Origin of the sequence: Gluconobacter roseus NBRC 3990 (genome assembly GCF_006538885.1) — a bacterium.
Taxonomy (GTDB): domain Bacteria; phylum Pseudomonadota; class Alphaproteobacteria; order Acetobacterales; family Acetobacteraceae; genus Gluconobacter; species Gluconobacter roseus.
Map to the genome: position 1 here is coordinate 262415 of NZ_BJLY01000001.1, position 25191 is coordinate 287605.

The window sequence follows — 25191 nt, forward strand, 5'->3', positions numbered from 1 at the left end:
AATTGCTGATATCATTACCAAAAAAATTTGGTGTCCCGTACGGGATTCGAACCCGTGTTGCCGCCGTGAAAGGGCGGTGTCCTAGGCCTCTAGACGAACGGGACTGGAGGCGTGAGCGGGTGTATAGGGGCGTCTTTCGGGGGCGTCAAGCCGGGGCAGCGTCAGAAATGAAAAAAGACAGATTTTTTCTCTCCTGCCATGTCTCGGCCCGCAATGTGCCTGCGACATGCACCAGAGGCATCGAGCGGTCTTCCAGCAGGGCGGCGAAGGGTTTGTCCGCTGCACGGAAGACCAGGCCGCGCAGGCGTGTGCCTCCATCCTCGCCTTGCAGGATGACGCGCAGGGTGTTGCCGTCCTTGCCGATACGCTCGCTTTTGACACAGCGGACATTGCTGATGGCGAGGACCGGCTCTTCGTTGCCGGGACCGAAGGGTTCCAGCCGGGCGAGCTGGTCAGCGACCGCGATGGAGGCGCCGGCCAGCGTCATGATGCCGTCGAGCTTCAGGGCGTCCTGTTTGGGGAGGGTGAGGGCGCCGGAAAGCTGGCTGTCGAGCCAGTTGTGGAATTCGTCGGCACGATCGGCAGAAAGCGAGAAGCCGGCGGCCATGGCGTGGCCACCGCCAGTGAGAAGCAGGCCGTTCTGGCGGGCGGCGATGATGGCGGTTCCGAGATCCAGTCCGGGGACGGAGCGGCCCGAGCCCTTGATGACGCCGTCCGTCAGGGCCGCGACGAGGGCGGGGCGGTTGTAGCGCTCTTTCAGGCGGCCTGCGACGATGCCGACGACGCCGGGGTGCCATGTTTCACCATGCAGGAAGATGACGGCGTGGCCCGCATCGAGCTGCTGCTGCGCCTGTTCCATGGCAGAATCGAGGATTGTGGATTCGACGGTCTGACGCTGGCGGTTCACGCGGTCGAGCTGTTCGGCGAGGGCGCGGGCTTCCACGACATCATCGGACAGCAGGAGTTTCAGGCCCAGATCGGCCTGTGCGATGCGACCGCCAGCGTTGATGCGGGGACCGAGGGCAAAGCCGCAGGCCATGGCGCTGGCTTCTTCCTTCACGCCTGCGACGGAGGACAGCGTGGCCAGACCGAGACGCTCGCCGCGGGACATGACGCGCAGACCTTGCATGACCAGCGCGCGGTTCAGGCCGGTCAGGGGCATGACGTCGCAGATGGTCGCCAGCGCCGTGAGGTCGAGGCGTTTGAGCAGGTCGGGAATGACCTGGCCTTCGTCGAACCAGTTGGTGCGGCGCAGGTGGCGGATCGTGGCGACCATGGTGAGGAAGGCGACGGCCGTGGCGCAGATGCTGCCCAGCCCGGACGTGCAGTCCAGACGGTTCGGGTTGACCACGATGCCTTTCGGCAGCGCTGCGCCGTCGGGTTTGTGGTGGTCGAGCACGATGATGTCGGCGCGGTCGGTCAGGTCGTTGAGGATGTCGATCGCTGCTGTGCCGCAGTCGATACACACTAGAAGCGTGGCGCCCTGGGAGAGCAGGTTCTCGAGGGCTGCAGTGTTGGGGCCGTAGCCTTCAGTCAGGCGGTCGGGAATGTGGGTGCTGACGGTGCAGCCCAGTTCGCGCAGCATGTCGCAGACGAGAGCAGTTCCGCAGGCGCCGTCCACATCGTAGTCGCCGAACAGGCCGACATGCTCGCGGTTGCGCACGGCCTGTGCGAGGCGTTCGGCGGCCTGATCCATATCCTGCAGGCAGGACGGGTCGGGCATGGCGTCGCGCAGGCGGGGATTGAGGAAGGAGGAGGCGTCGTGTGATGCGACGCCTCGTGCCGAGAGAATACGGGCCAGAAGTTCAGGAATGCCGGCCTGCTGGGCCAGACCGAGAGCCAGACGGTTGTCAGCTTCCGCCAGGCGGGGATCCCGCCAGATCCAGCGGCGGTGTCCTGCACTTCGGGTTACGCCGAGGACGGCACCCGTATCATCTGCGAGCATGGTTCTCCGTTCAGGAAGCGGCTTTTGCCTTCGGTTTGAAGGTATGATGGCTTTCTATATAGCGCACCGTGCCGGATTTTGAACGCATGACGATGGAATGTGTGCGGGCCCGGGTCGGGCTCGGACGTTCCACGCCCTTCAGCAGCGGGCCGGATGTGACGCCTGTTGCGGAGAACAGGACGTGACCGGAGGCCATGTCGTGCAGGAAGAGCTTGCGGGCCGGATCGAGGCCATTGGCCATTTCGCGGGCACGCTCGCGCTGGCTGTCATCCTCGAACAGGAGGCGGCCCTGCATCTGGCCTTCCATGCAGCGGATGGCTGCGGCGGCCAGAACGCCTTCGGGAGCGCCGCCCGAACCGGCATAGAGATCCACGCCACTGCCATCGATACAGGTGGCGATGGCAGCCGCCACGTCACCGTCGCTCAGGAGCATGACGCGTGCGCCGGCTTCGCGAGCATGGGCGATGAGTTCTTCATGTCTTTCGCGGTCAAGTGCGCAGAGAACCATGTCCGAGACATCGCGCTTCTTGGCCTTGGCCAGCGAACGGAGGTTGTTGCCGATAGAGGCATCCAGATCCACCACGCCTTCGGGCAGGTCGGGGCCGACGACGATCTTTTCCATGTAGATGTCAGGCGCGTGCAGGAACTTGCCGCGTTCGGCGAGGGCCACGACCGTCAGGGCGTTGGGCAGGCTCTTGGCGCACAGATTGGTGCCTTCGAGCGGATCGACCGCGATGTCCATGGCCGGGCCGCCGGAGCCGACCTTTTCACCGATATAGAGCATCGGTGCTTCGTCCATCTCGCCTTCGCCGATGGTGACGACACCGTCGATGGCGACGGTGTCGAATGCAGCGCGCATGGCCTGAACGGCGGCGCCGTCGGCTTCGTTCTTCTGGCCGCGGCCGGTCCAGTGGGCGGAGGCGATCGCGGCTGCTTCCGTTACGCGGACGAGCTCGAGAGCAAGATTGCGGTCAGTGACGCGGTACGGGAGAACATTCTGAGGGTCGATCACGCAAGGGGATCCTCGATTTTGAGCACCAGAGGCTTTCCTGTCACGACAGGAAGGACCGCGAGCGCTGTGGCAGCTGCATGGATGGCCTTTTCAGGAACCTGATGGGTTACGATCGCCAGGTCAGCACATCCTGTTGCAGCATCATGCTGGGAGACAAAGTGAACGGAGACATCATGGTCCCGAAGAACAGATGTCAGGTCAGCCATTACGCCCGGACGGTCCTGAACGTTCAGACGTAAATAGAATGCGCTGTTCAAATCAGCGAGATTTGCGCAGGTGGCGGGGGCCGGAACGGACTGCGTGCCCCAGACGGGAATGGCGGTTCCCCGCGCCAGATCGATCAGATCGGCGACCACGGCGCTGGCGGTCGGGCCTTCGCCGGCACCGCGACCGGAGATGGTCATGGGACCGCTGAAGACGCCCTGTGTGGAGACGGCATTGAAGACGCCCTCAACGCTGGCGATGGGGGCGCTGGCCGGGACGAGGCACGGACGCACCCAGGCGGCGACGGTGCCGTTTTCGGCGTGCCGGGCCATGCCGAGGAGCTTGATGCGGTATCCGAGCTGATCGGCGAATTTCAGGTCGGTCGCCGTGATGTCGCGGATGCCCTGAACGGACAGGGTGTCGAAGGCTATGGGCTGGAAAGCCAGACCGGCGAGGATGGCCAGCTTGTGCGCCGTGTCCCAACCATCCACGTCCGTGGAGGGTTCGGCTTCGGCATAGCCCTTGGCCTGTGCTTCGGTCAGGACGTCGGTGAAGTCCCGGCCCGTGGCGCGCATTTCTGTCAGGATGTAGTTGCAGGTGCCGTTCAGGATGCCGCCAACGCTGAGGAGGCGGTCGGCGGCCAGTCCTTCGCGGACGAGCTTGATGGCGGGGATGCCCCCGGCCACAGCCGCCTCGAACAGGAGGGGGGCATTTTTTTCCGAAGACAGGCGGCTGAGGCGGTCGCCATGCAGGGCCACGAGTGCCTTGTTGGCGGTCACGACCGGCAGGCCGCGTTCGAGCGCGGTGCGCACCATGTCACGTGCCGGGCCTTCGGAGCCGCCGATGAGTTCGACGGCGACGTCAATCTCCGGGTCCTGCGCCACGGCGGTGGCGCTGTCGTGCCAGCGCATGGCGGACAGGTCCACGCCGCGGTCGCGGGTGCGGTCCCGGGCCGTGATGGCCACGACTTCGATCGGGCGGCCAGCCCGGGCGGTAATCATGTCAGCGTTCTCACGCAGGAGACGAATGACACCGATCCCGACAGTCCCGAGTCCAGCCAGTCCGATCCGCAGTGGTTTCACGATGATGCAGCTCCAAGAAGATCAGCGGTTCCGGCCCCGGCGCCGTGCCGGGACATGAAGCCCTTGATGGCCCGCGTCGCCTGACGCAGCCGCTGGGTGTTTTCGACAAGTCCGATCCGGACAAAGCCCTCGCCGTATTCCCCGAATCCGAGGCCGGGCGCAACCGCCACGCCGGCTTCCTTGAGAAGCAGCTTGGAGAAGGCGACACTGCCCATTTCGGCGAAAGCGGGGGGAATGGGGGCCCAGGCGAACATCGATCCTGCGGGCGCGGGGACGTCCCATCCGGCGCTCTGAAGGCCGCGCAGGAGAACGTCCCGGCGGTCCTTGTACATGGCGCGGATTTCGGAAACGTAGTTTTGCGGGCCGTTCAGGGCGGCGACGGAGGCGACCTGGATCGGGGTGAAGGCGCCGTAATCCAGATAGGACTTGATGCGTGTGAGGGCCTGGATCAGGCGCGGATTGCCGACCGCAAAGCCCATGCGCCAGCCTGCCATGGAATAGGTCTTGGACATGGACGTGAACTCAACAGCTACGTCCTTTGCGCCCGGAACGGCGAGGAGGGACGGGGGCGGTTCGTTCTCGTTGAAATAGATTTCCGCATAGGCCAGATCGGACAGGATCCAGATCTCTTCCCGGCGCGCGAAGGCCACGAGTTCCTTGTAGAAATCGAGATTTGCGACAAATGCTGTCGGGTTGGACGGGAAGTTGACGATCAGGGCTGTCGGCTTGGGGACCGAGTGCCGGACGGCACGCTCGAGCGCGCGGAGCATGTCCTCGTCCGGTGTGGCCGGGATCGAGCGGACGGAGGCGCCGGCGATGATGAAGCCGAACTGGTGGATCGGGTAGGACGGGTTCGGGACTAGGATCGTGTCGCCGGGGCTCGTGATGGCGGCGGCCAGATTGGCCAGACCTTCCTTGGAGCCAAGGGTTGCGATGACTTCGGTTTCCGGGTCCAGCGAGACGTTGAAGCGGCGCTCGTAATAGTTCGCCATGGCCTTGCGCAGGCCCGGGATGCCGCGGCTGACGGAATAGCCGTGCGCGCGCGGATTGCCGACTGTCTCGATCAGCTTCTGCACGACGTGAGCCGGGGGCGCGCTGTCGGGGTTGCTCATGCCCAGATCGATGATGTCGTCACCGGCGGCTCGCGCGGCGGCCTTGGCCTTGTTCACTTCAGCGAACACGTAGGGCGGCAGGCGGCGGATGCGGTGGAACTCTTCGGTCATGACCAGCTCTGGGACAGAAGGTGAAAGGGAGCAGCGACGATAGACAGGTTTTTTCAGGAGTGGAACAGTCTGACTGCGCCTGATTTCACAATGTCATCTTCCAGCCATTTTCCGGGCATCAGCCTCCGATCGTGACGCGGACGCCGTCGCCGATGGCTTCGGCCTTGAGGACGATCGCAGAAGCGGGGACGCCGCGCTCGATCAGGGCGCGGGCAACGACCCGGGCCCGCAGCAGGCCGAGCGCAATCTCCCGATTCTGGTCTGCTGGCGCGAGGGCCGCGTCTGCGCTCATGAAGGCGCCAAAGCCGCGGATGGTCAGGCGCTGGTTTCCGCGCTGGGAAATGATGTGCTGGTACTCGCCCTGCGGGTTGCCGGCGACGTGATCGGTTGCCGGCTGAAAGCGGATCAGCGTGCCTTCGGGCGTCGAGGTGTCGATGTCCGGACGGATGGGGTCGCTGACCATGGCATCGCGCGGAAGGTCGAAACCGGGGAACTGCGGCGGGGGCGGAGGCAGGTCACCGATCTGCGGGAACTCGCCCGGCGGGGTCGGGGGAATGGATTTTGTGACCACGGCGGGAAGTTCGGCTTCCGGTGCCGGTGGCGGGGCGGCAGGTTTCTTCGCGGGAGCGGGTTTAGTGGCCGGTGCTGGTGTGGGCGTTGGTGCTGGAGCCGCAGCGGGGGGCTCGGTTGGGAGGTTCGGGGCCGGGTTGACGGCAGACGGGGATTCCGGAGCCGGAGTTTCGGGCTGTCCGACTGCGGTCATGGTCATGCCGCTCTGTTCGGTGTCCGCCGTCGTCGCAGGCGTTGCCGGGGCCGGTTTGGGCGGCGGGGGAATGGTCGGCAGGGCGCCCTGTGCCGCGCTTTCGCGCTGAGCCAGATTGCGCTGGGCTTCGAGCTGGGTTGTCAGCGACAGCCGGGCCTCGGGAGTGGGGAGATCCGGAGCCTTTGTCGGTGTGCGGCCGACATGGGGGTAGCGCAGGTTTTCGCCCGGCGGCGGGGCGCGCAGCTTGGCGATCTCGCCGCCTTCAAAACCGTGCCACCAGCCGGTTACGGTGTCGGTCATGTCCTGATGCTGGCAGCCCGCCAGCAGTGGTGCGGTCATCAGCACGAGAAAGGGAATTTTTCCCGCAGTCCTGCGTGTTGCCGCTGTCATGGGCTGCCTGCTGTTCCCTGGGACCACTGTGCCGTTCCTGCCGTCTTTAGAATGTCGAAACGCGGCGGAGCCTAGCGGTTCGTGACAGGGATGGCGAGAGTTCCTGTCAGGCCTGATCGGAAGCCCGGTCCGAAGGAGGACTTGGCACCGACGAAAACGAGGCGCAGGATAGGGGATATGAACATGCATGCTGGATCTGGAAACGATATGGATATCACCAGAATGACCCCGACCCGCCTGGACGACGAGCCGGATGCTCCGGAGCCCGAAACCAAAGAAGACGACAACAAGACGCTGAACGGCCCGATCAGCGAGCTTGAAGGCCGTCTGTTCGATCAGCGGAAAGTTCTGATTTTCGGCGGTATCAACGACAAGATCGCCCGCGACGTCACAGGCCGCCTGCTGGCGCTGGCCGGGACGTCCGACAAGCCGATCGATGTGTATGTGAACTCGCCGGGCGGTCATGTGGAGAGTGGTGACACCATCCATGACATGATCCGCTTCGTGGATTCGATCGCGCCGATCAACATGATCGGAACCGGCTGGGTCGCGTCCGCCGGTGCGTTGATCTATGCCGCCGGTCGTCCGGAGCGGCGTGTCTGCCTGCCGAACACGCGCTTTCTGCTGCATCAGCCGATGGGCGGCGTGCGTGGTCCGGCAACGGATATCGACATCGAGGCCCGCGAGATCATCAAGATGCGCGAGCGTCTGAACCGGATCTTCGCGAAGGAAACCGGGCAGCCTTACGAAAAGGTCGCCAAGGACACGGACCGGAATTACTGGATGTCGGCCAATGAAGCCATTGCCTATGGCCTCGTGAACCGCATCATCCACTCGGCAACCGAACTCAAGTAAAAACTACAAGCTCCAAGGGGCACGGCGTGCCTTTCCGGCACGCCGCGAACACAGTCATGAAAAGCCTGGCCGAAATCTATTCCCATCTTCCCGACGCACCGTCGGAGAAGACGCTCGAGCGCGTTGATTACGAAGCGCGCCACTGGAGCAGCCCGATCCAGGGGCCGCTCAAGCCCGGTACGGAAGAGCACAAACGGGCCGTCGCCGCGATGTTCCGTGATACGTTCAATCCTTACAAGCCGTCCGTGATCGACTGGCCGAAGCTGGATCCGGAGACGCTGCATCGCATCACGTCGCTGCCGATCTGGGATATTGCGGTCCAGACTGAGGGCAAGGCCCGTCTACGCATGGCCGCCTATGCGGATATGATCACCGACCCGGACATGAAGGATGCGCTGTCGCGCAATGCCTGGGAAGAGAACCGGCACAAGGAAGTCCTGACCAAGCTGGTCGAGGCCTATAACATTCCGATGGCGCCGGAGCCTCCGTATGTCACGCCGAAGGATACGGAATGGGCGTATCTGGTCACGGGTTTCTCGGAATGTGTGGACAGCTTCTTTGCGTTCGGTCTGTTCGCGCTGGCCGAGCGTGCCGGGCTGTTCCCGCAGGAACTGATCGAGACGTTTGAGCCGGTGATGCAGGAAGAGTGCCGCCATATCCTGCTATTCGCGAACTGGCTGGCCTGGCACCGGGCGACCATGCCGTTCTGGAAGCGGCCGTGGTTCGAGCTGCGTGTGATCGGGGTCTGGCTGTTCCTGGCCTATGAGCGCATGGGGCTGGCCCGCTCGATTGACGAGAACGGGGAAGAGCACACCCAGGACAACAATTTCACGGTCACAGGTGCCAAGGACATGACGACAATGGACATCAGTCTTCCGGACCTGATGCAGCTCTGTCTGGACGAGGATGACCGCCGGTTCTCCGGCTATGACCCGCGTCTGCTGCGGCCGACGACGACGCCGGCAATTGCGCGTGCGATCATCAAGGGGGCAAAGCTCTGGGATCGTGTCCGGAGCAAGATCGCTGCCTGAGCGACCTTCTTCACGACAGTCACACGGCATAAAAAAAGGGCTCCGGAAGGAGCCCTTTTTCGTTTCAGTCTTCTGGGTTGCCGTCTGCGTCGGGCTCCGGATCTGTCATCAGAGCGTCGGAAAGGACGCCGGCTTCTGCGCGGATGCGACGCTCGATCTCGGAGGCCATCTCCGGATGCTCGCGCAGGAACTGCTTGGCGTTTTCACGGCCCTGTCCGATGCGCTGGCTGTCGAAGGAGAACCATGCGCCGGACTTCTCGACGATGTTGCCCTTCACGCCCAGATCGAGCAGTTCGCCCATCTTGCTGATGCCTTCGCCGTACATGATGTCGAACTCGACCTGACGGAACGGAGGCGCCATCTTGTTCTTCACGACCTTGACGCGCGTCTGGTTGCCGACGACTTCGTCCTTGTCCTTGATGGACCCGATGCGGCGGATATCCAGACGGATGGATGAGTAGAATTTCAGCGCATTACCGCCCGTCGTCGTTTCCGGATTGCCGAACATCACGCCGATCTTCATGCGGATCTGGTTCAGGAAGATCACGAGCGTATTGGAGCGCGAGACCGTTCCCGTGAGCTTGCGCAGGGCCTGGCTCATGAGACGGGCATGCAGACCGACATGGCTGTCGCCCATATCGCCTTCAAGCTCGGCGCGGGGAACGAGGGCCGCCACGGAGTCCACGACCAGCACGTCAACAGCACCGGAGCGGACCAGCGTGTCGGCAATTTCCAGCGCCTGTTCGCCGGCATCGGGCTGGCTGAGCAGAAGATCGTCGATATTGACACCCAGCTTGCGGGCATAGCCGGGGTCGAGCGCATGTTCGGCGTCGACGAAGGCCACGGTGCCGCCCTTCTTCTGGGCTTCGGCCAAGACATGCAGGGCAAGAGTGGTCTTGCCCGAGCTTTCCGGACCATAGATCTCCACGATACGACCGCGCGGCAGGCCGCCGATCCCGAGAGCGATATCCAGCCCGATGGAGCCGGTGGAAATCACATTGGCTTCCACCTTCGGACGCTGGCCCATGCGCATGATCGAGCCCTTGCCGAAGGCGCGCTCGATCTGGCTGAGTGCGCCTTCAAGCGCCTTGGTCTTGTCCATTCAATCCTCGCAATAGGTTGGGGCTGGCGTTTACAGGATACGATAGACCGGGTGGCCATTCTCGCAAAGAGCCGTGATTTCTGCGGCTGCCAGCGTTCCATGTTCACAAATGTTCTTGTGGCAGACATATCATGTCTGCCCCCGGTCACGCCAAGGGGGAGGAAGGCTTTGGAGGAAGATTTTTTCCTGCGGGCGGACCCCTGGTTATCTTAGAGGTGCAGAACGGTTGGCAGGCCGTTTGAGTTTCCAGACATAGGCGATGATTGCCGCGACAACCTTGAAATGCTCGGCTGGAATTTCACTGTCGAGCGGGAGCGTGAAAAGCGCGCGGGCCAGGGGCGGATTGGCAACGATTGGGATGCGGTTGTCCTGTGCAATTTCTCTGATACGCGCTGCGACATCATCCATGCCCTTGGCTACGATCTTTGGTGCCCCGCCGCCTCCGCGTTCATAGACAAGGGCGACGGCGTAGTGCGTGGGGTTGGTCACGACGACTGTTGAGGTTTTGACGGCGTCCATCATGCGCTGTTTGGCCGCTTTGGCACGCAGGGCTTTCTGGCGGCCTTTGACGTGTGGGTCGCCTTCCGTGTTTTTGTATTCGTCCTTGAGGTCTTCGCGGCTCATTTTCAGTTTGGAGATGTGACGGAAGCGCATCCAGAAAATGTCGGCCCCTGCGATGACCAACTGGGCGCCGATCATGGCGGCAGCCGCCCGGAAGCCCAGATCCGACATCATTTTCAGAAGGGGACCGGGTTCCAGTCCGACCATCCGTGCTGCCGTAGGGATGGCGTTTCTGGAGATGTTCCACATGATGATGGCGAAGACAGCGAATTTTGCGAGAGCCTTGAACGTGTCCGGCAGTGTTCCGCCGCCTGCAATGCGTTTGAAGCCTGCGAGCGGAGAGATGCGCTCAAACTTCGGCAGCAGCGAACCGGGATGGATGAGGAAGCCGGTCTGCAGGAAGCCTGCGGCGAGGCAGAATACGGCAACGGTTGCGGCGATCGGGACGGCCAGGGACAGGCCGGCCTCAATGGCGTGATTCGTGCTGTTGAGCAGGCCGCCCTGCGCCATCGGGACCGTGCCTGCATTGGCCATGAGCGCCCGCATGCTGTGGACGAAATCAGCTACAAGATAGGGCAGGAGCATGAAGATCCCGGTAAAGCCACCGAGGAGTGCCACGAAGCTCATGGCCTCGCGTGACATGACGATCTGGCCGTCATCACGCGCTTTCTGGAGCCGTTGGGCTGACGGGGCTTCTGTCTTGTCGTCAGAATCAGACATCGTTCAGAGGCCGGGCAGGGCGCGGAGCACGTCGAAAACCTGTCCCTGCCAAACCGCGATCATGGTGCTGAGGGTCAGTCCAAGAAGGGCGATGCCGCCCAGAAGCTGAAGGGGGCTTGCGGCATTGTAGATCTGAAGCGTGGGGAGCAGGCGCGTCATGATGCCGAGCATGCCCTGCCAGACGAGCGACAGGATCAGGAAAGGCGCGCTGAGTTCCAGTCCGAGGGCAAAGCTGTGCTCGGTAAGCTGGATGATGCCCTGGGCGGAGTCTCCCAGCAGGTTCCAGTGAGCATGGCTGGCGGTGAGCAACAGCGCGCCGCCCGGCGGGATGATGTTGTAGCTGCCGAGGATTGCGCGGATGGGAAGAATGTATGCGCCGGTGACGAGAAGCACGAGAGGTGCCAGCAGGTTCAGGAAGCGGGCGGGGGCGGAGCTGCCCGAACCGAGATCGGGATCCGGCTGGAGCACGCTGGAAATGCCCATGCAGACTGCGATGATCTGGCCGGCGATCGGCAAGGCCATGCAGATCAATCGGGCCATCCAGCCGATCAGGACACCTGCGAAGAGTTCAACGGCAATCATGCCTCCCAGTGCAATAGGAGCGAGGGTGTCGAGATGCGCCTGCATCAGCAAAGGTGCGACAAGCGGAAGCAGCAGGGCAGTGAGGGTGATGGCGCATCCCGCGCGCATCATCATGGGCATGGATTGCTCGCCAAGGCCCGGCATGACCATGACAACCGCGCCGGTACGGGAGAGGACCAGAACGAAAGCCAGGGCCCAGATACTCAGGGCCGGGCCGCTGAGGTCCAGACCCGGCATGGTGGACGCTCCGGCAGTGTCTGCAAGGCCAGAGTTCACCGGGACGCGTCTTTCAGGTTGGATTGTCTGAGCACGGACACGTTGGCAAACTCCGGATTTAAAAGGCGGCGTGGTTTCAGGTCGTGCCGACGAGGATCAACTGATCGAAAAGATGCCGGGTGAAGCCGACGAGTGTGGCCGTCATGAAGGAACCGGCCATGACCATGACGGCGCCAATGGCCAGAACCTTCGGGACGAAGGACAGTGTGGCCTCGTTGAGCTGGGTGACGGCCTGCACGAGCGAGACCAGAAGGCCGACCCCGAGCGCGGTCAGGAGAGCAGGAGCACTCAGCTTGAGAGCGACAAGGAAGGTCTGCTCCAAAATGGCGCCGAGATCGATGGCCTGCATGGTCAGATCGTCATTTTCATCACGTCCTGATACGCCTGGACCATGCGGTCGCGGATCACGGTCGTGGTCTGGAGGGCAAGCTGGGCATTGGAGACCGCTGTGACGATCTGCGTCATGTCACCGCCGCCTGTCAGGCCCTGTGCGGCCTTGGTTTCGGCATCATGGCCACCGTCGATGACGCTGCCGATAGACTGGGACAGAACCGAGCCGAAATCCGTGCCGGAGCTGCTGTCGCTGGTGGAGGCGGAGGAGCGGATACCGTCATCGACGTCATCCGTGACGTCCTGAAGGCGGCTCTGGAGGCTCTGGACGGCGTAGGCATTGTGGGCCTGGGAGAGGGATGTGAGCATCAGGGTTATTTCAGAAGGTCAAGCGTGCGGGACAGCATGGTCCGGGTGCTTGAAAGGGCGTTGAGGTTGGCTTCGTAGGAGCGTTCGGCTTCACGCATGTCCATCATCTCGGTCATGGAATCCACGTTGGAAACCTTGACATAGCCGCGTTCATCAGCGGCCGGATGCGAGGGATCATAGCGTGTATCGAAGTCCGACATGTCCTGTCCGACATTCTGGACATCCACGGTTGAAGCGCCCGTTTCGTCGTCTACATGTTCGGCGAAGGTGATGGTCTTGCGGCGATAGGGATCCGCGCCGGGCTGGGAGCCGGTCGTATCCTGATTGGCGAGGTTTTCCGCGACGATGCGCAGGCGCTGGGCCTGTGCATCCATGCCGCTTGCGGAAATGCCGATGGTGGTGGACAGGTTCATCCGTCAGGCTCCTTACTTGCCGAGTGCCGTCTGGAACATGCTCAGGTATTTCGAATAGACGTTCACGGCGAGATGCTGCTGGTCGTTCACGTCCGCGACCTGTTCCATCTGCTGGTCCAGGGAAATCTGATTGCCGTCCAGGGACTGTTCGGATGTGGTCTCGATGGTGTGGGTGCCTGAGGCGTTGTAACCGATATGACCGGGCTGGGTGACAGTGGGCGTGATGTCGAACTCGCTCATCGCCGCCTCGAACGGGGATACGTCCTTGGCCTGATAGTCCGGTGTGTCGGAATTGGCGATGTTGCCGGCCAGCACCTGCTGGCGCGCCTGAAGCCAGTTCATGCGGTCACGGCCCAGAGAAAAAAGGTCGGTGCCGCCTGCGCTGGTTGGGTCGATGTTACGCATCGAGACAGTCTCCATCATGCAGGTGCCGGAAAAATCCCGGCGAAGCGCATGATGGCGCGAAATCTTTAATAAATGGTTGCTTGAGCCATCGATTCTGCGGCGGGGGAAGAGTGTGAGGGGATCTCGTCAGGCTTCGTAGTCGTTACCGGGCGTAGAGCGATTCATAGCCTCTTCTAAAGTCTTTCCGGTGCTGTCTTTCCACTTCGTCCAGCCGTTGACTGAATGTCCCAGCAGGGCGGTGGCCGCAGGACTTGGGGCTTTGAACAGTACGTCGCGGGTGAAATAAATGCGGTCGCCTTCAATGCGGAGAAGACCTTGCTCCAGCATGGCCTGTCGCTTCTGAGCATAATTAAAACTGCTAGAAACTTCAGCGCGGCCATAAGAGCCTGCCAGTACCACCAGTCCTTCTTGCGTATACTGGGCGCGTCCGTCCACGCCGGATGCGTGACAATAAAATTCGGTTGGGATGGACTGTTTCTGTGAATCCAGAACAGGTTCAGTCGTCTGAGTGACAGCGACAGGATTGCGGTTACGTATGAGGGGTTCGAAAATCGGGTATCCCAGGGTCGTCAGCAGGATGTCGATCGTTTCGAAGACTTCGCGGCATTCTGCCTCCAGCGCGGGAAGGGTATGGGGTCTTGTGCCGCCTGTGCCGTTGTCCATTTCAAAGCGCTGGGCCTGTGCGGCATGGCTGAGGGCGAGCCATTCCAGATAGTGCGCGTGTGTGACGGTCAGGCTTTGGGTGAGCGAGAAGGCGACGACAGCCCGGTTCCACCAGAGGCCCTTCTTCTCGTTGTGCTGCTTCAGGCGGTTTCCGAAATTTCCGGTCTGTCCGACATAGGCTTTCGGCCGTTCCGTCTCGTCGTTTTCACCGAACAGGATGTAGATGCCAACCGAGTTGGCTTCGGGCCGCTTCAGAAATTCCTCCAGTCGCAGGCGGGGGATTTCGACAACCTGCACGATCCGGGTGGTGATGGAGGCGGTACGGATTCCCTGTGGATCGCCGGAGGGAAGGAAAATCTGGATCGTCTGGGGGTGGGCGTTCACGACGTCTGGTCCTGCGCAGAAACATTGAGAAAAATATCTGTGACAGGGACAGGGCGCTCAGGACAGGGGCTTTCTGCTTTTTGGGCAGTATCTTTGGCAAAACTGATGGGCAATTAAGCGGTCATTAACCGGTCTTGGGCATCATGCCGGGGAATGAGGATGACTGACCTATGACCCTGCATGAGTGCGTGAACGCGATTGCCGCTCTGATTTTCATTATCGTGCTGATTTTCTGTGCGCGGCCACTTCTCCGTTTGCTGGAGCAGAAAAAGAGCGGGGCGCGGGACGGGCAGGCTGGGCTGTCGCTGGTAGGGCAGATGGCTCTGGACCGGACGCGGCGTCTTTCGGTCGTGCGGTATGGCGCGCGCGAAGTGCTGGTTCTGACGGGCGGCAATCAGGACATCCTGATGGACTGGACGGAGCGCGAGACCTTTGCGTCGGCGCTGGATGCGTCGGACGCGGAGGACGTGGCATGAGGAAGATGGCCTGCGTTCTTCGGGTTCTGCTGCCGGTTCTGGTGCTGCTGGCGTGTCTGGGGATGCCGCATCTGGCGCATGCCCAGGCCGTGAGTATCGATCTGGGGCAGAATGGTGCTTCTGGTGGTGCGGGGACGACCAGTCGGCTGGTGCAGCTGACGGCGCTGATCACTGTTCTGTCGCTGGCGCCGAGCCTGCTGGTGATGATTACGGCGTTTACGCGGATCGTGATCGTGCTGTCGCTGCTGCGCAGTGCGCTGGGCGCGCAGGGGACGCCACCCAATACGGTTCTGATCGGGCTGGCGCTGTTTCTGACGCTGTTCGTGATGCAGCCGACGCTGCAGAAATCCTGGGATGCCGGGATCGAGCCGATGATGGCGGGTCGGGTCGGGGAAATGGAAGGTCTGACGGCAGCGGCCCAGCCGTTCCATGATTTCATGGCTGTGACGGCGCGGCCTGCGGATGTGGCGACATTCCTGAACATTGCGCATGAGAAGCCGCCGGCGAAGGTCAGTGATACGCCCTGGCGGGTGCTGGTGCCTGCGTTCATGATTGGCGAACTTCGCCGCGGGTTCGAGATGGGATTTCTGCTTTATCTGCCGTTTCTGGTCATCGATCTGGTGGTGTCCAGCGTGTTGATGAGCCTTGGCATGATGATGCTGCCGCCGAGTACGGTGTCCCTGCCGTTCAAGCTGATCTTTTTCGTCGTAGTCGACGGGTGGTCGCTTGTGGCGGGAAGTCTGGTGCGAAGTTTTACCGGATAAAGGTCTGGATCAGGGAAAAGCCCCGACAGTCTGAAAGTGGCGGGGCTTTTTTTGTCAGTTCCGGCTGTCGTTCGTGGTGCCTGCGGCGAGGCCGGCGGCGCAGGGGTCCGTGGAACCGCGGCACGAATCGTTGCCATGGCAGAGGATGGCGTTGATGCGACCGGCGCCTTCATGCGGGATCGGGGTGTCATGCGCGGCAGCACGGGCAGCGTCTCCGACGGCATCGGCGGCTTCGTTCTGGCCGGAGGCTGCGATGACGGCGCGCAGGTTGCGCTGGTCACGCAGGACGGCGGCGGAGAGCAGGGGCTGCGGCGTGCGGGCCGGGGACGCGCCGAGGACGACGCCTGTGCTGCCGGCAATGCGGCCCGTACCGAACAGGTTGTTTTCGCTCACGGCGCAGGCGACGGCCATGCCGGAGTGATCCGTCACGACGAAGGACGTCGAGGCGGGAAGAGCCGGGAGGGTGCCATTGCCGGAATGGCCGCTGTCGAGCGCGGCCTGTGCGGCGGCCAGCGTGGTATTGCCGGAAGCGCGCCATGCGGCGACAGCCCCTTGGGCTGAAGCGCCGGTCGTATAGCGCAGGGCCGCGCCGAGGCCGCCATCGGCGGGCGGGGCCAGAAAGGAGGCGTCCACACCGCCCTGACGGGTTGTGAGGGTAGCCGTCTGGACCGGCAGGGTCTGGCGCATGTCCTCGTCGTTCAGACCGCCGCCAGCCTTCTGGGCAGCGGTGACGTAAACATCGGCGAGGGCACCGTTATAGAGATCGCCGACACCTGCGACGCGGATGCGTTCGAGGAAGCCTGCGAGACGGGGCTGGGCTAGACTGTCACCTGCGGCCACGGTCGTGGCCTCGCCACGTCCGAAGATGGCGCGGGCGTTGTCGTCGGCCAGAAGTGCCGGGCGGACGGCAGCCAGATCGGCGGCGAGCGTGCGGCTGACAGTGATGCCGGTGCTGGCGAGATTCAGGGCTGGAGCAACGAGATCGTTGAAATCGACGGTGCCGTAATGGAGCTGCATCAGGTACAGGCCACGGAACTCGGCGGCTGTTCCAGCCGGACGGTCGCCGCCTTTGCTGGTGCCGGGGCGGGGCAGGAAGGTGATGGCCTGGGCGGGTTCGCCGGGACGGCTGACAAGACAGGCGCCACCGCCGCCGAAGGAGGCACGGGACGGCAGGGTCACGCCGAGGGCAAGGGCCGTGGCGGTTGCGGCGTCGGCGGCATTGCCTCCGCGGGCGAGGACGTCATGACCGATCAGAGCGGCCTGGGGCTCGTCTGCAACCACCGTGCCGATGCTGCCACCTGCGGGAGCGGCGGTTTCGTTGTTGCTGATGAACTGGACACCGGGCATCCACGAGCAGGCGCCCAGCAGAAGGCCTGAGGCAGCCGTGGCCATCAGCGCGGCCGGGAAGCGGGAAGACACGCGACGGCCCTGTGGGGCGTCCGGGGTGGAAATCTGGTGCTGACGATGCGCCACCTGGCGTTTCTCCGTTGTCTGGTCACGACTGTCCGGCCTCGTGGCCTTTGCGGGTGACGGGCGCGGGCAGACGGGTCTGCGCCGTGGGTCCGGTCCGGCTGTTATTCCCTCATAACGGTAATCTGTAGTTTGTGGGAGGGGCGAGTTGGTGTCTTCTCTTTGCCTCGTGCGTTCTTTATGGCGTATGGACCTGAAGTCGTCTTTTCCACCCAGCTGAACCGGAGCGTCCTCCTTGAGACACCATCTTCTTGCCACGGCCTGCGCCGTTGTTGCCGGAATGGCCTTTTTCGTAGGCGGTCAGGCTCTGGCGGCGCCGACAGAGTCCTTCACGCCAGCCCAGCGGGCGGAGATCGTCGGCATCATGCGTGAGGCTCTGCAGAACGATCCGACCATCCTGACGGATGCCATCCGTTCGATCCGTGAAAAGGCCGAAGAGCAGAAGCAGGATTCGACGCTTGCGGCCGTGCGGGCGCATCAGAGCGAGTTACAGACTGCGCCTGCTTTTGCGATCCGGGGCAATCCGCATGGCAAGATCACGGTTGTGGAATTCTATGATCCGCGCTGCTCGTACTGCCGGTCCATGATGGGCGAGGTGGACAGTTTCCTTAACCGTCACCCGGATGTGCGGCTGGTCGAGAAGGTCGTGCCGGTTCTGGGTAACAACAGTGTGCTGGATACGCGGGCCATTTTCGCGGCCAGCATGCAGGGCAAGTATGAAGCCATGCGCAAGGCGCTGATGGAAGATACCACCAAGCCGAGCATGGAGCGGATTGCCGAACTGGCTCAGGCCAATGGCATTGATGCGAAGAAGCTGGCAGCTGACATGAACTCGCCGCAGACGATCACGCTGATCAACACCAATCTGGATCAGGGACGGTCCGTCGGTCTGGACGGAACGCCGACCTTCATTTTTGGTACGGCCGCCGTGGCCCCTGGTGCGCTTGAGCCGGACCAGATGGATGCGTTTCTGGATCGCGCCCGGAAGGCCTGAGGCCTGCGGGCGCGGCGGTTTCAGCGCTTTTCGCTGTCTGCGCCTGAGCCGTCCATATCTCCGTTGCCGTCAACGATTCCGGCTCGGGACGGTGCATCAGAGCCCGGCTGAACCGTGCGGGTGATGGCTGCGACTTCTTCATCCGATGCGGGTGGGGGCGGTCTGTGGCCACGGCCTGCCGGGCTGTCACTGTCGCGCTGCAGGACATTGGCAAGAGCTTCGGGATCCGTATGCTCGGCCTCGTCCAGCAGACGCTCGGCCAGAGTGTTGTCTCCGCTATCGCGGGCGCGGAGGGCGGCTTCCGCCTCTGCGGTGGCTACACGGTACTTGCGGTCTTCACCCTCGAAAGCGGTGTCATCAATGCGGGACATAGGGTCTCTCCTTTCTCTGGGACGGGGACCGTCGCTGGTCTGACAACACAGTGATGCTCCGGAGGTTCCCGGTGGCAACTCCGGTAACGGGCTGGCCGTTAAAATTCCGTGTTCCGGGTTTGGGGAACAGCGTTTTTACGGGTATGGTTCCTGACCTTCGAAGGAATGGTCTTCCGGTCCGGGTGACCGTTTCAGGCTTTCGACGTGCTCCACTGGTATGACGGTGTATGACAGACGACAGAGGTCCCGGCGCAGGGAGCAGCGCCGGAAAGGGGAAAGAACCGGAAGATCCGGCTGCGGATGGCCCGGGGACAGGTGGCGGTTTCAGGGCCTGGGGGCGGCGGTCCCTGCTGCTGCGATGGGTGGCATTCCGGTTTCTCCGCGGCCATCGCGGCGGGGTGCTGGCGCCACAGGTTCCGACGCATCTGCAAAGCGCTTTCAAGGGGCGCCAGTTACGAACGCTGCGGCTGCTTCTTCCCTTGCATCTTCTGGCTCAGGCCGTCAGCGCGCCGGTCGTGGCGCTGGGCGTGTGGTCTTCAGGCTGCTGGCTGGCTGCGGTGCCGCTTTTAGGTGTCTGGGGAGCGTTGCTGGTCTGGATTCTTGCCATTCAGCCCAGAATTCAGAGACTGCGGGACTATTCATGCGCAGATGACCGCTCGGTCCGGCGGGCTCTTCGGCAACTGAATGGTGCTCTGGGCATCGTCTGGTTCGTCTTCATCATTCTGGCATTCCGGCTGCATCGGGAAGACGTTCATGTGCTGACGATCGGCGTATGTGCGGGTCTCATGGCGCCGTTGCTGCTCTGTGCTCCTGTGGCGGGGGCGGTTGAGGCCATGATGGTCCCGATCCTGGCGGGAATGTATGGCGCGTTGCTGGAGGGATGCCTGCACCGTTCCCTGCCGTTTACGGCGTCTTTTGTCATTGAGGTGACGGTCTGCGGACTGTTTGTCGCCGGGGTCAGCCGGCTGGTGAACGTCCTGCTGTGGCGCATGCAGATGACGCGGCTGAAAGAGCGGGAACAGTCGGAGATCCTGTCACTTCTCATGCCACGGTCTGTATCACAGGGTGGTGGCTGGCTGTGGGAGACGGATGAAGAGGGACGCCTGCGCAATCCGTCCGCAGGGTTGTGTCAGATGCTGGGGCGGGTCGAAGCGGAGGTTGCGGGGCAAAGTCTGTACACTGTGCTGGGGCTTCCGGATTCAGCTCCTGGGAATACGCTCCTCAGGGCGGAACTCTCTGGTGCGATGTCACCGGATCTGCATCTGGCGCATTGTCTGGGCAACAGGCTTGCATTCCGGGAACTGGCGGTCAGGGCGCTGCCTGCGGGGAAATGGTGGATGCTGACGGGGCAGCCGGTGTTCCGGGAAGGGATCTTTCGAGGCTATCGGGGCGTGGGAATGGATGTCACGGCCCTGCAGGCGACACGGGAGCAGCATTTTCATCGGGTCAGGGTCGATGCACCTACAGGACTGCCGAACCGTCTTGCCTGTCTGGAACATGTCCAGAGAAGACTGCTGGAAGTGACGCGTGGGGCACAGGACTTTGTGCTTGCACTGGTATCGCTGGATGTTTCAGGACCGGAAGGCCGGCATGAAGTTTGTGCCGAAGAAGCGGCTTATCTTCTGCAGGTCAGCGCGTCGCGACTTGGGGCGCTGCCTGAGCAACGGGGTGAGGATCATGCCGGGGCGGGGAACCGCTTTGTGGCGCGGCACGGCGTAATGGATCTGGCAGTTATGGTGGATGTGCCGCGCGACGGAAAGGGACGCTTCCCGGCGGCGCTGGCGCAGGAAATGCTGTCAGTTCTGAGTGGCGTGGTAAAGGTTCCGGGCGGCGCTGTGGTGACGCTGGAGCCGGCGATCGGCATGGCCGTCTCGGGTGTGGAGAACGGGGATGCGCTTGTGGAGGCCGCAGAGACGGCTCTGAAAGATGCGCGGCGCGAGCGGGTCGGGCGCTACAGTATTTTCGACCCGTGCGGTGAACTGGCGGACAGTCGTCAGAAGAACCTGTTCCGGGATGTGCGTCAGGCGCTTCAGATGAAGGCGTTCGCGCTCGTCTATCAGCCGATCGCCAGTGCCCGGACGGGTCAGGTCGTTGGTTTTGAGGCGCTGTGCCGGTGGAAAGGGTCGTCTCACGGATATCTGTCGATCGAGAAAGTCATCGACATAATCATCGAGACCGGGAACGGGCTGGAGTTTGATTTCTGGGTTCTGGAGACGGCATGTCGCACGGCGCGGCAATGGCCTTTGTCCCTGTGGGTGTCGGTCAACATGACGGCGACGCATTTTTCGCTTCCCGATATTGCGGATCGCATCTTTGATGTTCTGGAGCGGACCGGGCTGCCGCCGCAGCGCTTGCAGGTTGAAGTAACGGAAACCCGGGCGCTTGAAGCCGGGCCACTTGCCTATCATGCGTTCCGGGAACTGGAGCGCCGGGGCGTCCGGATTGCGCTGGATGATTTTGGCAAAGGCTTTTCCACGCTGATGTATCTGCGGCAGTTTCCCTTTTCCAAGATCAAACTGGATGCGGCCTTTATCCAGGATATGCTTCAGGATGCGCGCAGTGCGGCAGTGGTGCGGAACGTGATCGAACTGGCGATGGATCTGGGAATTGCGGTGACAGCGGAGGGTGTGTCTTCACCGGAGCATTACCGGCATCTGCAGGAGCATGGCTGCACGGAGGTGCGGGGGTTCTTTCTGGGACCACCTGTGCCGGAAGAGACTGTGCCCCTGTGCTGGAGACGGAATGTGGCGGGTCTGTGAAAGGGGTGGCAATGGGGAAGCATTGGAAGATCCCGTCTGAAAATGGATCTGTGGCGGTGATGGGAATCGTGAATGTCACCCCGGATTCTTTTTCCGATGGGGGGCAGTTTTTGCGGCCCGAGGCTGCGCTTGAGCATGGGCGCGCCCTGCTGGCGGACGGGGCGGATCTGCTGGATCTGGGAGCGGAATCCACGCGGCCGGGTTTTGAACCGGTATCCGCAGAGGAGGAATGGGCGCGGCTTTCGCCTGTTGTGGGAACGCTGGTGGGGGAAGGGGCCGTCGTTTCAGTGGATACGACCAAGGCGTTCGTCGCAAAGCAGGCGCTGGAGGCTGGTGCTACGGTTATCAATGATGTGTGGGGGCTGCAGGCTGATCCGGAAATGGCATCTGTGGTGGCGGATTCGGATGCGGTGGCCGTGCTGATGCATAACCGGCATGAGGTGGATGCGGCGCTTGATCTGCGCGCGGACTGGCGACGGTTTTTCGACCGATCACTGGAGCTGGCGGAGGGGGCCGGGCTGGCGCGGAAGCGGATCGTGCTCGATCCCGGTGTCGGGTTTGGCAAGACGCAGGCTCAGAATGTCGAGGCTGTGGCACGGCTTGGGGAGTTGCGGTCCGAATATGGACTGCCGGTTCTGCTGGGGGTGTCTCGCAAGTCGATGTTCGGGCATTTTCTGGGGCGCGCGGCGTCCGAGCGGCTGGCGGGAACGCTGGCGACCAATCTGTATGGAGCGGAGCAGGGAGCCGCGATCCTGCGGGTGCATGACGTGCGCGAACATGTGGATGCGCTGAAAATGCGCCAGATTCTGAAGGATGTCCGATGATCGTTCCTGCCCTGACTTCTGTTTTCGTGCGGGATCTGTGTCTGTTTGGCTATCACGGTGTGCTGCCGGAAGAGACGCGGATCGGGCAGCGCTTTGTGGTCGATATCGAGATCCGGGCCGATCTGTCAGGCGCGATTGCGGGCGATGATTACGAGCAGGCCGTCTGTTACGGGACGCTGTGCGATATCGCTTCGGCCATCGTGACGGGACAGCCTCTTCAGCTCATCGAAACAGTGGCGGGGCGTATCGCCGAGATGGTGCTGGCGGGGTTGGAGCGTGTGGAATGGGTGCGGGTCGAGGTGCGCAAGCCTTCCGCGCCAGTGCCTTATGCGGTTTCAGGGACGGCGGTGTCCGTGGAGCAGGCCCGGGTGCATGAGGTTGCGTTCTCGCTGGGAAGCAATCTGGGGGAGCGCGAGGCTGTTCTGGCGGCGGCGGTGGATCGGCTGTCGCTTGTGAACGGGCTTGAGATTACGGATGTGTCGTCACTGTATGACAGCGCGCCCTGGGGCGGGGTGGAGCAGCCGGCATTTGTGAATATCTGCGCCACCGGGCGGACGACGCTGGAGCCTCATGCGCTTCTGCGGGTCTGCAAGGCGATCGAGGCCGATCTGGGGCGTGTGCCGGGTGTGCGCTGGGGCGCGCGGGCTGTTGATATCGACATTCTTTATTATGGAGCGCGGGACGTCCGGGACCGGGTTCTGACCCTGCCGCATGCGTATCTGTTCGAGCGGGCTTTTGTGCTCGAGCCCCTTGCAGAAATTGATCCAGATCACGTCATTGGTGGACGTCGCGTGCGGGACGCGCTAGCAGTCCTGCCGCGGAGCCTGGGGGATGTGACCCGGCGCGCACCTGACGGCACCGGCCGTTGGGGCATCAAGGAGCCTGAACCCGCATGACCAACCTGAACGCCACGATCATGACCGCCGCCTCGGCACGTCTGTCGGACAGTCAGGACAGCCTTTCTTCCGAAGAACTGCGTCCCATGGGAGCATTGCCGCTGCCAGCGGATGCGGAAGTGCGGATTGCGGGTGCCGTGCGGGAGATCCTTGAGGCACTGGGCGAAAATCCGGAGCGTGAAGGCCTGCTCGATACGCCGCAGCGCGTGGCGAAGATGTATCTCGAAGTTTTCAGTGGCCTGCATCAGGACCCGCGGGATCATCTGAAGACGCAGTTTTCGGCGGATCGGCATCATGGCGCGGTGATCGTCAAGGACATCCGCTTCCATTCCATGTGCGAGCATCATCTGCTGCCGGTCTATGGCAAGGCGCATGTTGCCTATCTGCCAGCAGGTGGCCGCCTGACAGGGTTGAGCAAGATTGCACGGCTGGTCGAGGGCTTTGCCCGTCGTCCGCAGCTTCAGGAGCGCCTGACGGACCAGATCGCGCAGGGCATGGAAGATGTGCTCGCGCCGGAAGCCGTGCTGGTCGTGATCGAGGCCGAGCATATGTGCATGAGCATGCGCGGCGTGCGCTCGCCCGGGTCCACGACCGTGACCTCCATTGCGCGGGGCACCTGGCTGCGGGATAGCGCAGCCAGAATGGAAATCATGTCGCTTCTGCGGGGCTGAGACAGCTCTTCCGGCTTCAGACCGGCGTGGCAGGCTTGATGTCGTAGGCCTTCTGCACGAGTTCGGGACGCTTGCCGAGGCCGTCCGTCACCTTCTGGCTCCAGATGGCGTCCAGCTGTTCGCGCTGCTGGGGAATGATCTCTTTCGGTTCCACGTTCCGGTAGGTGTCGATGGCACCAGTCAGGACGCCGATTGTCGTCTCAAAGACGGGTTCCGGATCGTACTGCTCGTGCGGGAAGGCAATCTTGCTGTAATCGAACAGGCGCCGGGCAGGATCGTCCTGCCAGCTCTTCCATGTTTCAAACATGCGGTCGTTGAAGCCGGTGAGAAACGGACCCGGATTGACGGTGGCCACCTCGATTCCAAACTCCTTCACTTCCTGGCTCAGCGCGGAGGCAATGGCTTCCAGGGCGTGTTTGGACGATGAATAGGCTCCGGCGAACGGGTCTGTAGTCAGACCGGCGACGGAAGACATGAAGACAACGCGGCCCTTCTTCTTCGCGACCATTTTCCGCAGTATGAGCTGCGTGAGCATGACGGGGCCAATGATATTGACTTCGTACTGACGGCGGAGGTTTTCGGCTGGAATGTCGGCGACGGAGCCGCCTTCGGAAATACCGGCATTGTTGAGCAGGATGTCCACGTCCCAGTCTGCGGCTTTCTGGCGATCACCTTCGCAGGTCACATCGAGCTTCTCGACCCGCAGGGAGACGCCGCGTTTTTTTGCGTCTTCGGAAACGGCATGGACCTGTGCGGCGATTTCTACGCCCGCGATGACGTTAAATCCTTTTGCAGCCAGTCGCAGGGCGACTTCATGCCCGAATCCGGTGCCTGCGCCTGTGATGAGGATGGTTTTCATGCTGTTCTTTCCTGACCTGAGGAGGTTACCCTTATCCCAACGCGCCGGTCAGTTCCGTCGTTCCGTTTCTTCTGCCCCGGTTGGCAGGTCCGGATGTCCGGCATCAGAATGAAGGAGTGATGCCCATGTCCTTTGGAAACAACGTTTTTCAGGCTCTGACGCGCTATGCGCTGGCGGCCCAGATTGATGAATGGGGCTGGGATATTGGCCCGCACACCTATGGTGCGCCTACGGTTCTGGAAGTGGGGGAGGCCGGGCTCAGGATGGGCGATTACTGTTCGATCGGGCCGAATGTCACGATTGTTCTGGGTAACCATCGCGCCGATCTGGTCAGCACCTATCCGTTTAAAACGCTTTCAAATTTCTGGCCGCCGGCTGCGGAAGGGCAGGAGGATCATTCGTCGAAAGGCGATGTGGTCATCGGTAATGATGTCTGGCTGGGGGCGCATGCCACGATCATGTCGGGAGTGACGATCGGGGACGGGGCGGTCATTGCCGCGCAGGCGCTCGTGACGAAACCGGTGCCGCCTTATGCGATTGTCGGCGGGAATCCCGCAAAAGTGATCCGCTACCGGTTTTCTGAATCCGTGATCTCCCGACTGCTGGCGCTGGCCTGGTGGGAGTGGCCGGAAGAGGTCGTGAAAGAGCGGTCTGCTGGATTGATGAGCGACGATATCGAGGCGTTTCTGGATCTGTATGAGGCGCCGCAGGAGAACGAGGCAGAGCCCTGAGGGGACTTTGCCGTACGGTTTTTTGAAGCGGGGGCGCAGGAACCATTCCAAGTGCTGGCGCGATTG

The 25191-nt window shown here is 62.5% G+C and carries 26 protein-coding genes and 1 tRNA gene; 10 read left to right on the top strand and 17 right to left on the bottom strand.

Features of this window, described 5'->3' with window-relative positions:
• Positions 1 to 28: 28 nt before the first annotated feature.
• The 6 genes from GRO01_RS01025 to GRO01_RS01050 all read right to left on the bottom strand — a co-directional run bounded on the left by GRO01_RS01025 (position 29) and on the right by GRO01_RS01050 (position 6619).
• Positions 29 to 104, bottom strand: a tRNA-Glu gene (locus GRO01_RS01025).
• 41 nt (positions 105 to 145) lie between these two features.
• Positions 146 to 1945, bottom strand: coding sequence for a single-stranded-DNA-specific exonuclease RecJ (recJ, locus tag GRO01_RS01030; RefSeq protein WP_062508389.1), 1800 nt, complete (start codon positions 1943 to 1945; stop codon positions 146 to 148).
• Positions 1946 to 1955: 10 nt separating this feature from the next.
• The gene (gene glpX, locus GRO01_RS01035) at positions 1956 to 2957 is read right to left on the bottom strand and encodes a class II fructose-bisphosphatase (protein ID WP_141306730.1); all 1002 of its coding nucleotides are present in this window, start codon (positions 2955 to 2957) and stop codon (positions 1956 to 1958) included.
• The gene (locus tag GRO01_RS01040; protein WP_062508398.1) at positions 2954 to 4243 is read right to left on the bottom strand and encodes a homoserine dehydrogenase; all 1290 of its coding nucleotides are present in this window, start codon (positions 4241 to 4243) and stop codon (positions 2954 to 2956) included. The genes glpX and GRO01_RS01040 overlap by 4 nt, the downstream gene beginning before the upstream one ends.
• Complete coding sequence (locus tag GRO01_RS01045; protein ID WP_062508400.1) at positions 4240 to 5466, bottom strand: LL-diaminopimelate aminotransferase; 1227 nt, start codon at positions 5464 to 5466, stop codon at positions 4240 to 4242. The genes GRO01_RS01040 and GRO01_RS01045 overlap by 4 nt, the downstream gene beginning before the upstream one ends.
• 118 nt (positions 5467 to 5584) lie before the next feature.
• Entirely contained in the window at positions 5585 to 6619 is a 1035-nt protein-coding gene (locus tag GRO01_RS01050; protein WP_062508407.1) for an OmpA family protein, read from the bottom strand.
• Positions 6620 to 6796: 177 nt separating this feature from the next.
• Between GRO01_RS01050 and GRO01_RS01055 the strand changes: the two genes are divergently transcribed.
• Positions 6797 to 7474: an ATP-dependent Clp protease proteolytic subunit gene (locus GRO01_RS01055; protein ID WP_062508412.1), complete on the top strand. Its 678-nt coding sequence runs from the start codon at positions 6797 to 6799 to the stop codon at positions 7472 to 7474.
• A 56-nt stretch (positions 7475 to 7530) separates the two neighbouring features.
• On the top strand, positions 7531 to 8505 hold the full coding sequence (locus tag GRO01_RS01060) for a ferritin family protein (RefSeq protein ID WP_062508415.1): 975 nt from the start codon (positions 7531 to 7533) through the stop codon (positions 8503 to 8505).
• A 64-nt stretch (positions 8506 to 8569) separates the two neighbouring features.
• Here GRO01_RS01060 and recA read toward each other — a convergent pair whose 3' ends face one another.
• From recA to GRO01_RS01100, 8 genes are all read right to left on the bottom strand, one after another.
• Complete coding sequence (gene recA / locus GRO01_RS01065; protein ID WP_062508417.1) at positions 8570 to 9607, bottom strand: recombinase RecA; 1038 nt, start codon at positions 9605 to 9607, stop codon at positions 8570 to 8572.
• A gap of 204 nt (positions 9608 to 9811) precedes the next feature.
• Positions 9812 to 10888 carry an EscU/YscU/HrcU family type III secretion system export apparatus switch protein gene (locus tag GRO01_RS01070; RefSeq protein ID WP_062508418.1) on the bottom strand — a complete coding sequence of 359 codons (1077 nt, stop codon included), beginning with the start codon at positions 10886 to 10888 and terminating at the stop codon, positions 9812 to 9814.
• Positions 10889 to 10891: 3 nt separating this feature from the next.
• Entirely contained in the window at positions 10892 to 11707 is an 816-nt protein-coding gene (locus GRO01_RS01075; protein ID WP_062508420.1) for a flagellar biosynthetic protein FliR, read from the bottom strand.
• Between the two features lie 115 nt (positions 11708 to 11822).
• Positions 11823 to 12095 carry a flagellar biosynthetic protein FliQ gene (locus GRO01_RS01080; RefSeq protein WP_062508422.1) on the bottom strand — a complete coding sequence of 91 codons (273 nt, stop codon included), beginning with the start codon at positions 12093 to 12095 and terminating at the stop codon, positions 11823 to 11825.
• Between the two features lie 2 nt (positions 12096 to 12097).
• Positions 12098 to 12445, bottom strand: coding sequence for a flagellar hook-basal body complex protein FliE (gene fliE / locus GRO01_RS01085; RefSeq protein WP_062508424.1), 348 nt, complete (start codon positions 12443 to 12445; stop codon positions 12098 to 12100).
• A gap of 5 nt (positions 12446 to 12450) precedes the next feature.
• Positions 12451 to 12858 (bottom strand): flagellar basal body rod protein FlgC, encoded by a 408-nt coding sequence (gene flgC, locus GRO01_RS01090; protein WP_011253054.1) that lies wholly within the window; start codon positions 12856 to 12858, stop codon positions 12451 to 12453.
• 12 nt (positions 12859 to 12870) lie between these two features.
• The gene (locus GRO01_RS01095; RefSeq protein WP_062508426.1) at positions 12871 to 13263 is read right to left on the bottom strand and encodes a flagellar basal body rod protein FlgB; all 393 of its coding nucleotides are present in this window, start codon (positions 13261 to 13263) and stop codon (positions 12871 to 12873) included.
• A 126-nt stretch (positions 13264 to 13389) separates the two neighbouring features.
• Positions 13390 to 14310, bottom strand: coding sequence for a GIY-YIG nuclease family protein (locus GRO01_RS01100; protein WP_062508428.1), 921 nt, complete (start codon positions 14308 to 14310; stop codon positions 13390 to 13392).
• Positions 14311 to 14480: 170 nt separating this feature from the next.
• On the opposite strand from GRO01_RS01100, the gene GRO01_RS01105 reads away from it, so the two are divergent.
• A complete protein-coding gene (locus GRO01_RS01105) occupies positions 14481 to 14786 on the top strand; it encodes a flagellar biosynthetic protein FliO (protein ID WP_062508430.1) in 306 nt (101 codons plus the stop codon).
• Positions 14783 to 15550, top strand: coding sequence for a flagellar type III secretion system pore protein FliP (gene fliP, locus GRO01_RS01110; protein WP_174787379.1), 768 nt, complete (start codon positions 14783 to 14785; stop codon positions 15548 to 15550). The genes GRO01_RS01105 and fliP overlap by 4 nt, the downstream gene beginning before the upstream one ends.
• A 54-nt stretch (positions 15551 to 15604) precedes the next feature.
• Here fliP and GRO01_RS01115 read toward each other — a convergent pair whose 3' ends face one another.
• Entirely contained in the window at positions 15605 to 17023 is a 1419-nt protein-coding gene (locus tag GRO01_RS01115; protein WP_062508435.1) for a gamma-glutamyltransferase, read from the bottom strand.
• 232 nt (positions 17024 to 17255) lie between these two features.
• Here GRO01_RS01115 and GRO01_RS01120 point away from each other — a divergent pair, with 232 nt between their 5' ends.
• Positions 17256 to 18014: a DsbA family protein gene (locus tag GRO01_RS01120; RefSeq protein ID WP_062508437.1), complete on the top strand. Its 759-nt coding sequence runs from the start codon at positions 17256 to 17258 to the stop codon at positions 18012 to 18014.
• A gap of 20 nt (positions 18015 to 18034) precedes the next feature.
• Here GRO01_RS01120 and GRO01_RS01125 read toward each other — a convergent pair whose 3' ends face one another.
• Complete coding sequence (locus tag GRO01_RS01125; protein ID WP_062508439.1) at positions 18035 to 18385, bottom strand: hypothetical protein; 351 nt, start codon at positions 18383 to 18385, stop codon at positions 18035 to 18037.
• Positions 18386 to 18612: 227 nt separating this feature from the next.
• Here GRO01_RS01125 and GRO01_RS01130 point away from each other — a divergent pair, with 227 nt between their 5' ends.
• Genes GRO01_RS01130 through folE form a run of 4 tightly spaced genes read left to right on the top strand, consistent with a single transcriptional unit; the run spans position 18613 to position 23535 of the window.
• Positions 18613 to 21144, top strand: coding sequence for a putative bifunctional diguanylate cyclase/phosphodiesterase (locus tag GRO01_RS01130; RefSeq protein WP_062508440.1), 2532 nt, complete (start codon positions 18613 to 18615; stop codon positions 21142 to 21144).
• Between the two features lie 59 nt (positions 21145 to 21203).
• The gene (gene folP / locus GRO01_RS01135; RefSeq protein ID WP_244926361.1) at positions 21204 to 21968 is read left to right on the top strand and encodes a dihydropteroate synthase; all 765 of its coding nucleotides are present in this window, start codon (positions 21204 to 21206) and stop codon (positions 21966 to 21968) included.
• On the top strand, positions 21965 to 22864 hold the full coding sequence (gene folK, locus GRO01_RS01140) for a 2-amino-4-hydroxy-6-hydroxymethyldihydropteridine diphosphokinase (protein ID WP_062508444.1): 900 nt from the start codon (positions 21965 to 21967) through the stop codon (positions 22862 to 22864). The genes folP and folK overlap by 4 nt, the downstream gene beginning before the upstream one ends.
• Positions 22861 to 23535, top strand: coding sequence for a GTP cyclohydrolase I FolE (folE, locus tag GRO01_RS01145; RefSeq protein WP_080691937.1), 675 nt, complete (start codon positions 22861 to 22863; stop codon positions 23533 to 23535). The genes folK and folE overlap by 4 nt, the downstream gene beginning before the upstream one ends.
• 16 nt (positions 23536 to 23551) lie before the next feature.
• On the opposite strand, the gene GRO01_RS01150 is transcribed toward folE, so the two are convergent.
• Complete coding sequence (locus GRO01_RS01150; protein WP_062508446.1) at positions 23552 to 24394, bottom strand: SDR family oxidoreductase; 843 nt, start codon at positions 24392 to 24394, stop codon at positions 23552 to 23554.
• 125 nt (positions 24395 to 24519) lie between these two features.
• On the opposite strand from GRO01_RS01150, the gene GRO01_RS01155 reads away from it, so the two are divergent.
• A complete protein-coding gene (locus GRO01_RS01155) occupies positions 24520 to 25125 on the top strand; it encodes a CatB-related O-acetyltransferase (protein WP_062508448.1) in 606 nt (201 codons plus the stop codon).
• Positions 25126 to 25191: the final 66 nt, after the last annotated feature.

What these genes read in the sequence shown, in the direction of transcription:
- GRO01_RS01095 (WP_062508426.1), bottom strand. Translation starts at nt 13,263, where the DNA reads ATGCGTAACATCGACCCAACCAGCGCAGGCGGCACCGACCTTTTTTCT.
- GRO01_RS01060 (WP_062508415.1), top strand. Translation starts at nt 7,531, where the DNA reads ATGAAAAGCCTGGCCGAAATCTATTCCCATCTTCCCGACGCACCGTCG.
- folP (WP_244926361.1), top strand. Translation starts at nt 21,204, where the DNA reads ATGGGAATCGTGAATGTCACCCCGGATTCTTTTTCCGATGGGGGGCAG.
- folE (WP_080691937.1), top strand. Translation starts at nt 22,861, where the DNA reads ATGACCAACCTGAACGCCACGATCATGACCGCCGCCTCGGCACGTCTG.
- flgC (WP_011253054.1), bottom strand. Translation starts at nt 12,858, where the DNA reads ATGAACCTGTCCACCACCATCGGCATTTCCGCAAGCGGCATGGATGCA.
- GRO01_RS01125 (WP_062508439.1), bottom strand. Translation starts at nt 18,385, where the DNA reads ATGTCCCGCATTGATGACACCGCTTTCGAGGGTGAAGACCGCAAGTAC.
- GRO01_RS01130 (WP_062508440.1), top strand. Translation starts at nt 18,613, where the DNA reads ATGACAGACGACAGAGGTCCCGGCGCAGGGAGCAGCGCCGGAAAGGGG.
- GRO01_RS01155 (WP_062508448.1), top strand. Translation starts at nt 24,520, where the DNA reads ATGTCCTTTGGAAACAACGTTTTTCAGGCTCTGACGCGCTATGCGCTG.
- GRO01_RS01150 (WP_062508446.1), bottom strand. Translation starts at nt 24,394, where the DNA reads ATGAAAACCATCCTCATCACAGGCGCAGGCACCGGATTCGGGCATGAA.
- GRO01_RS01055 (WP_062508412.1), top strand. Translation starts at nt 6,797, where the DNA reads ATGAACATGCATGCTGGATCTGGAAACGATATGGATATCACCAGAATG.
- folK (WP_062508444.1), top strand. Translation starts at nt 21,965, where the DNA reads ATGATCGTTCCTGCCCTGACTTCTGTTTTCGTGCGGGATCTGTGTCTG.
- GRO01_RS01050 (WP_062508407.1), bottom strand. Translation starts at nt 6,619, where the DNA reads ATGACAGCGGCAACACGCAGGACTGCGGGAAAAATTCCCTTTCTCGTG.
- fliP (WP_174787379.1), top strand. Translation starts at nt 14,783, where the DNA reads ATGAGGAAGATGGCCTGCGTTCTTCGGGTTCTGCTGCCGGTTCTGGTG.
- fliE (WP_062508424.1), bottom strand. Translation starts at nt 12,445, where the DNA reads ATGCTCACATCCCTCTCCCAGGCCCACAATGCCTACGCCGTCCAGAGC.
- recJ (WP_062508389.1), bottom strand. Translation starts at nt 1,945, where the DNA reads ATGCTCGCAGATGATACGGGTGCCGTCCTCGGCGTAACCCGAAGTGCA.
- GRO01_RS01105 (WP_062508430.1), top strand. Translation starts at nt 14,481, where the DNA reads ATGACCCTGCATGAGTGCGTGAACGCGATTGCCGCTCTGATTTTCATT.
- GRO01_RS01070 (WP_062508418.1), bottom strand. Translation starts at nt 10,888, where the DNA reads ATGTCTGATTCTGACGACAAGACAGAAGCCCCGTCAGCCCAACGGCTC.
- GRO01_RS01075 (WP_062508420.1), bottom strand. Translation starts at nt 11,707, where the DNA reads ATGCCGGGTCTGGACCTCAGCGGCCCGGCCCTGAGTATCTGGGCCCTG.
- recA (WP_062508417.1), bottom strand. Translation starts at nt 9,607, where the DNA reads ATGGACAAGACCAAGGCGCTTGAAGGCGCACTCAGCCAGATCGAGCGC.
- GRO01_RS01080 (WP_062508422.1), bottom strand. Translation starts at nt 12,095, where the DNA reads ATGCAGGCCATCGATCTCGGCGCCATTTTGGAGCAGACCTTCCTTGTC.
- GRO01_RS01045 (WP_062508400.1), bottom strand. Translation starts at nt 5,466, where the DNA reads ATGACCGAAGAGTTCCACCGCATCCGCCGCCTGCCGCCCTACGTGTTC.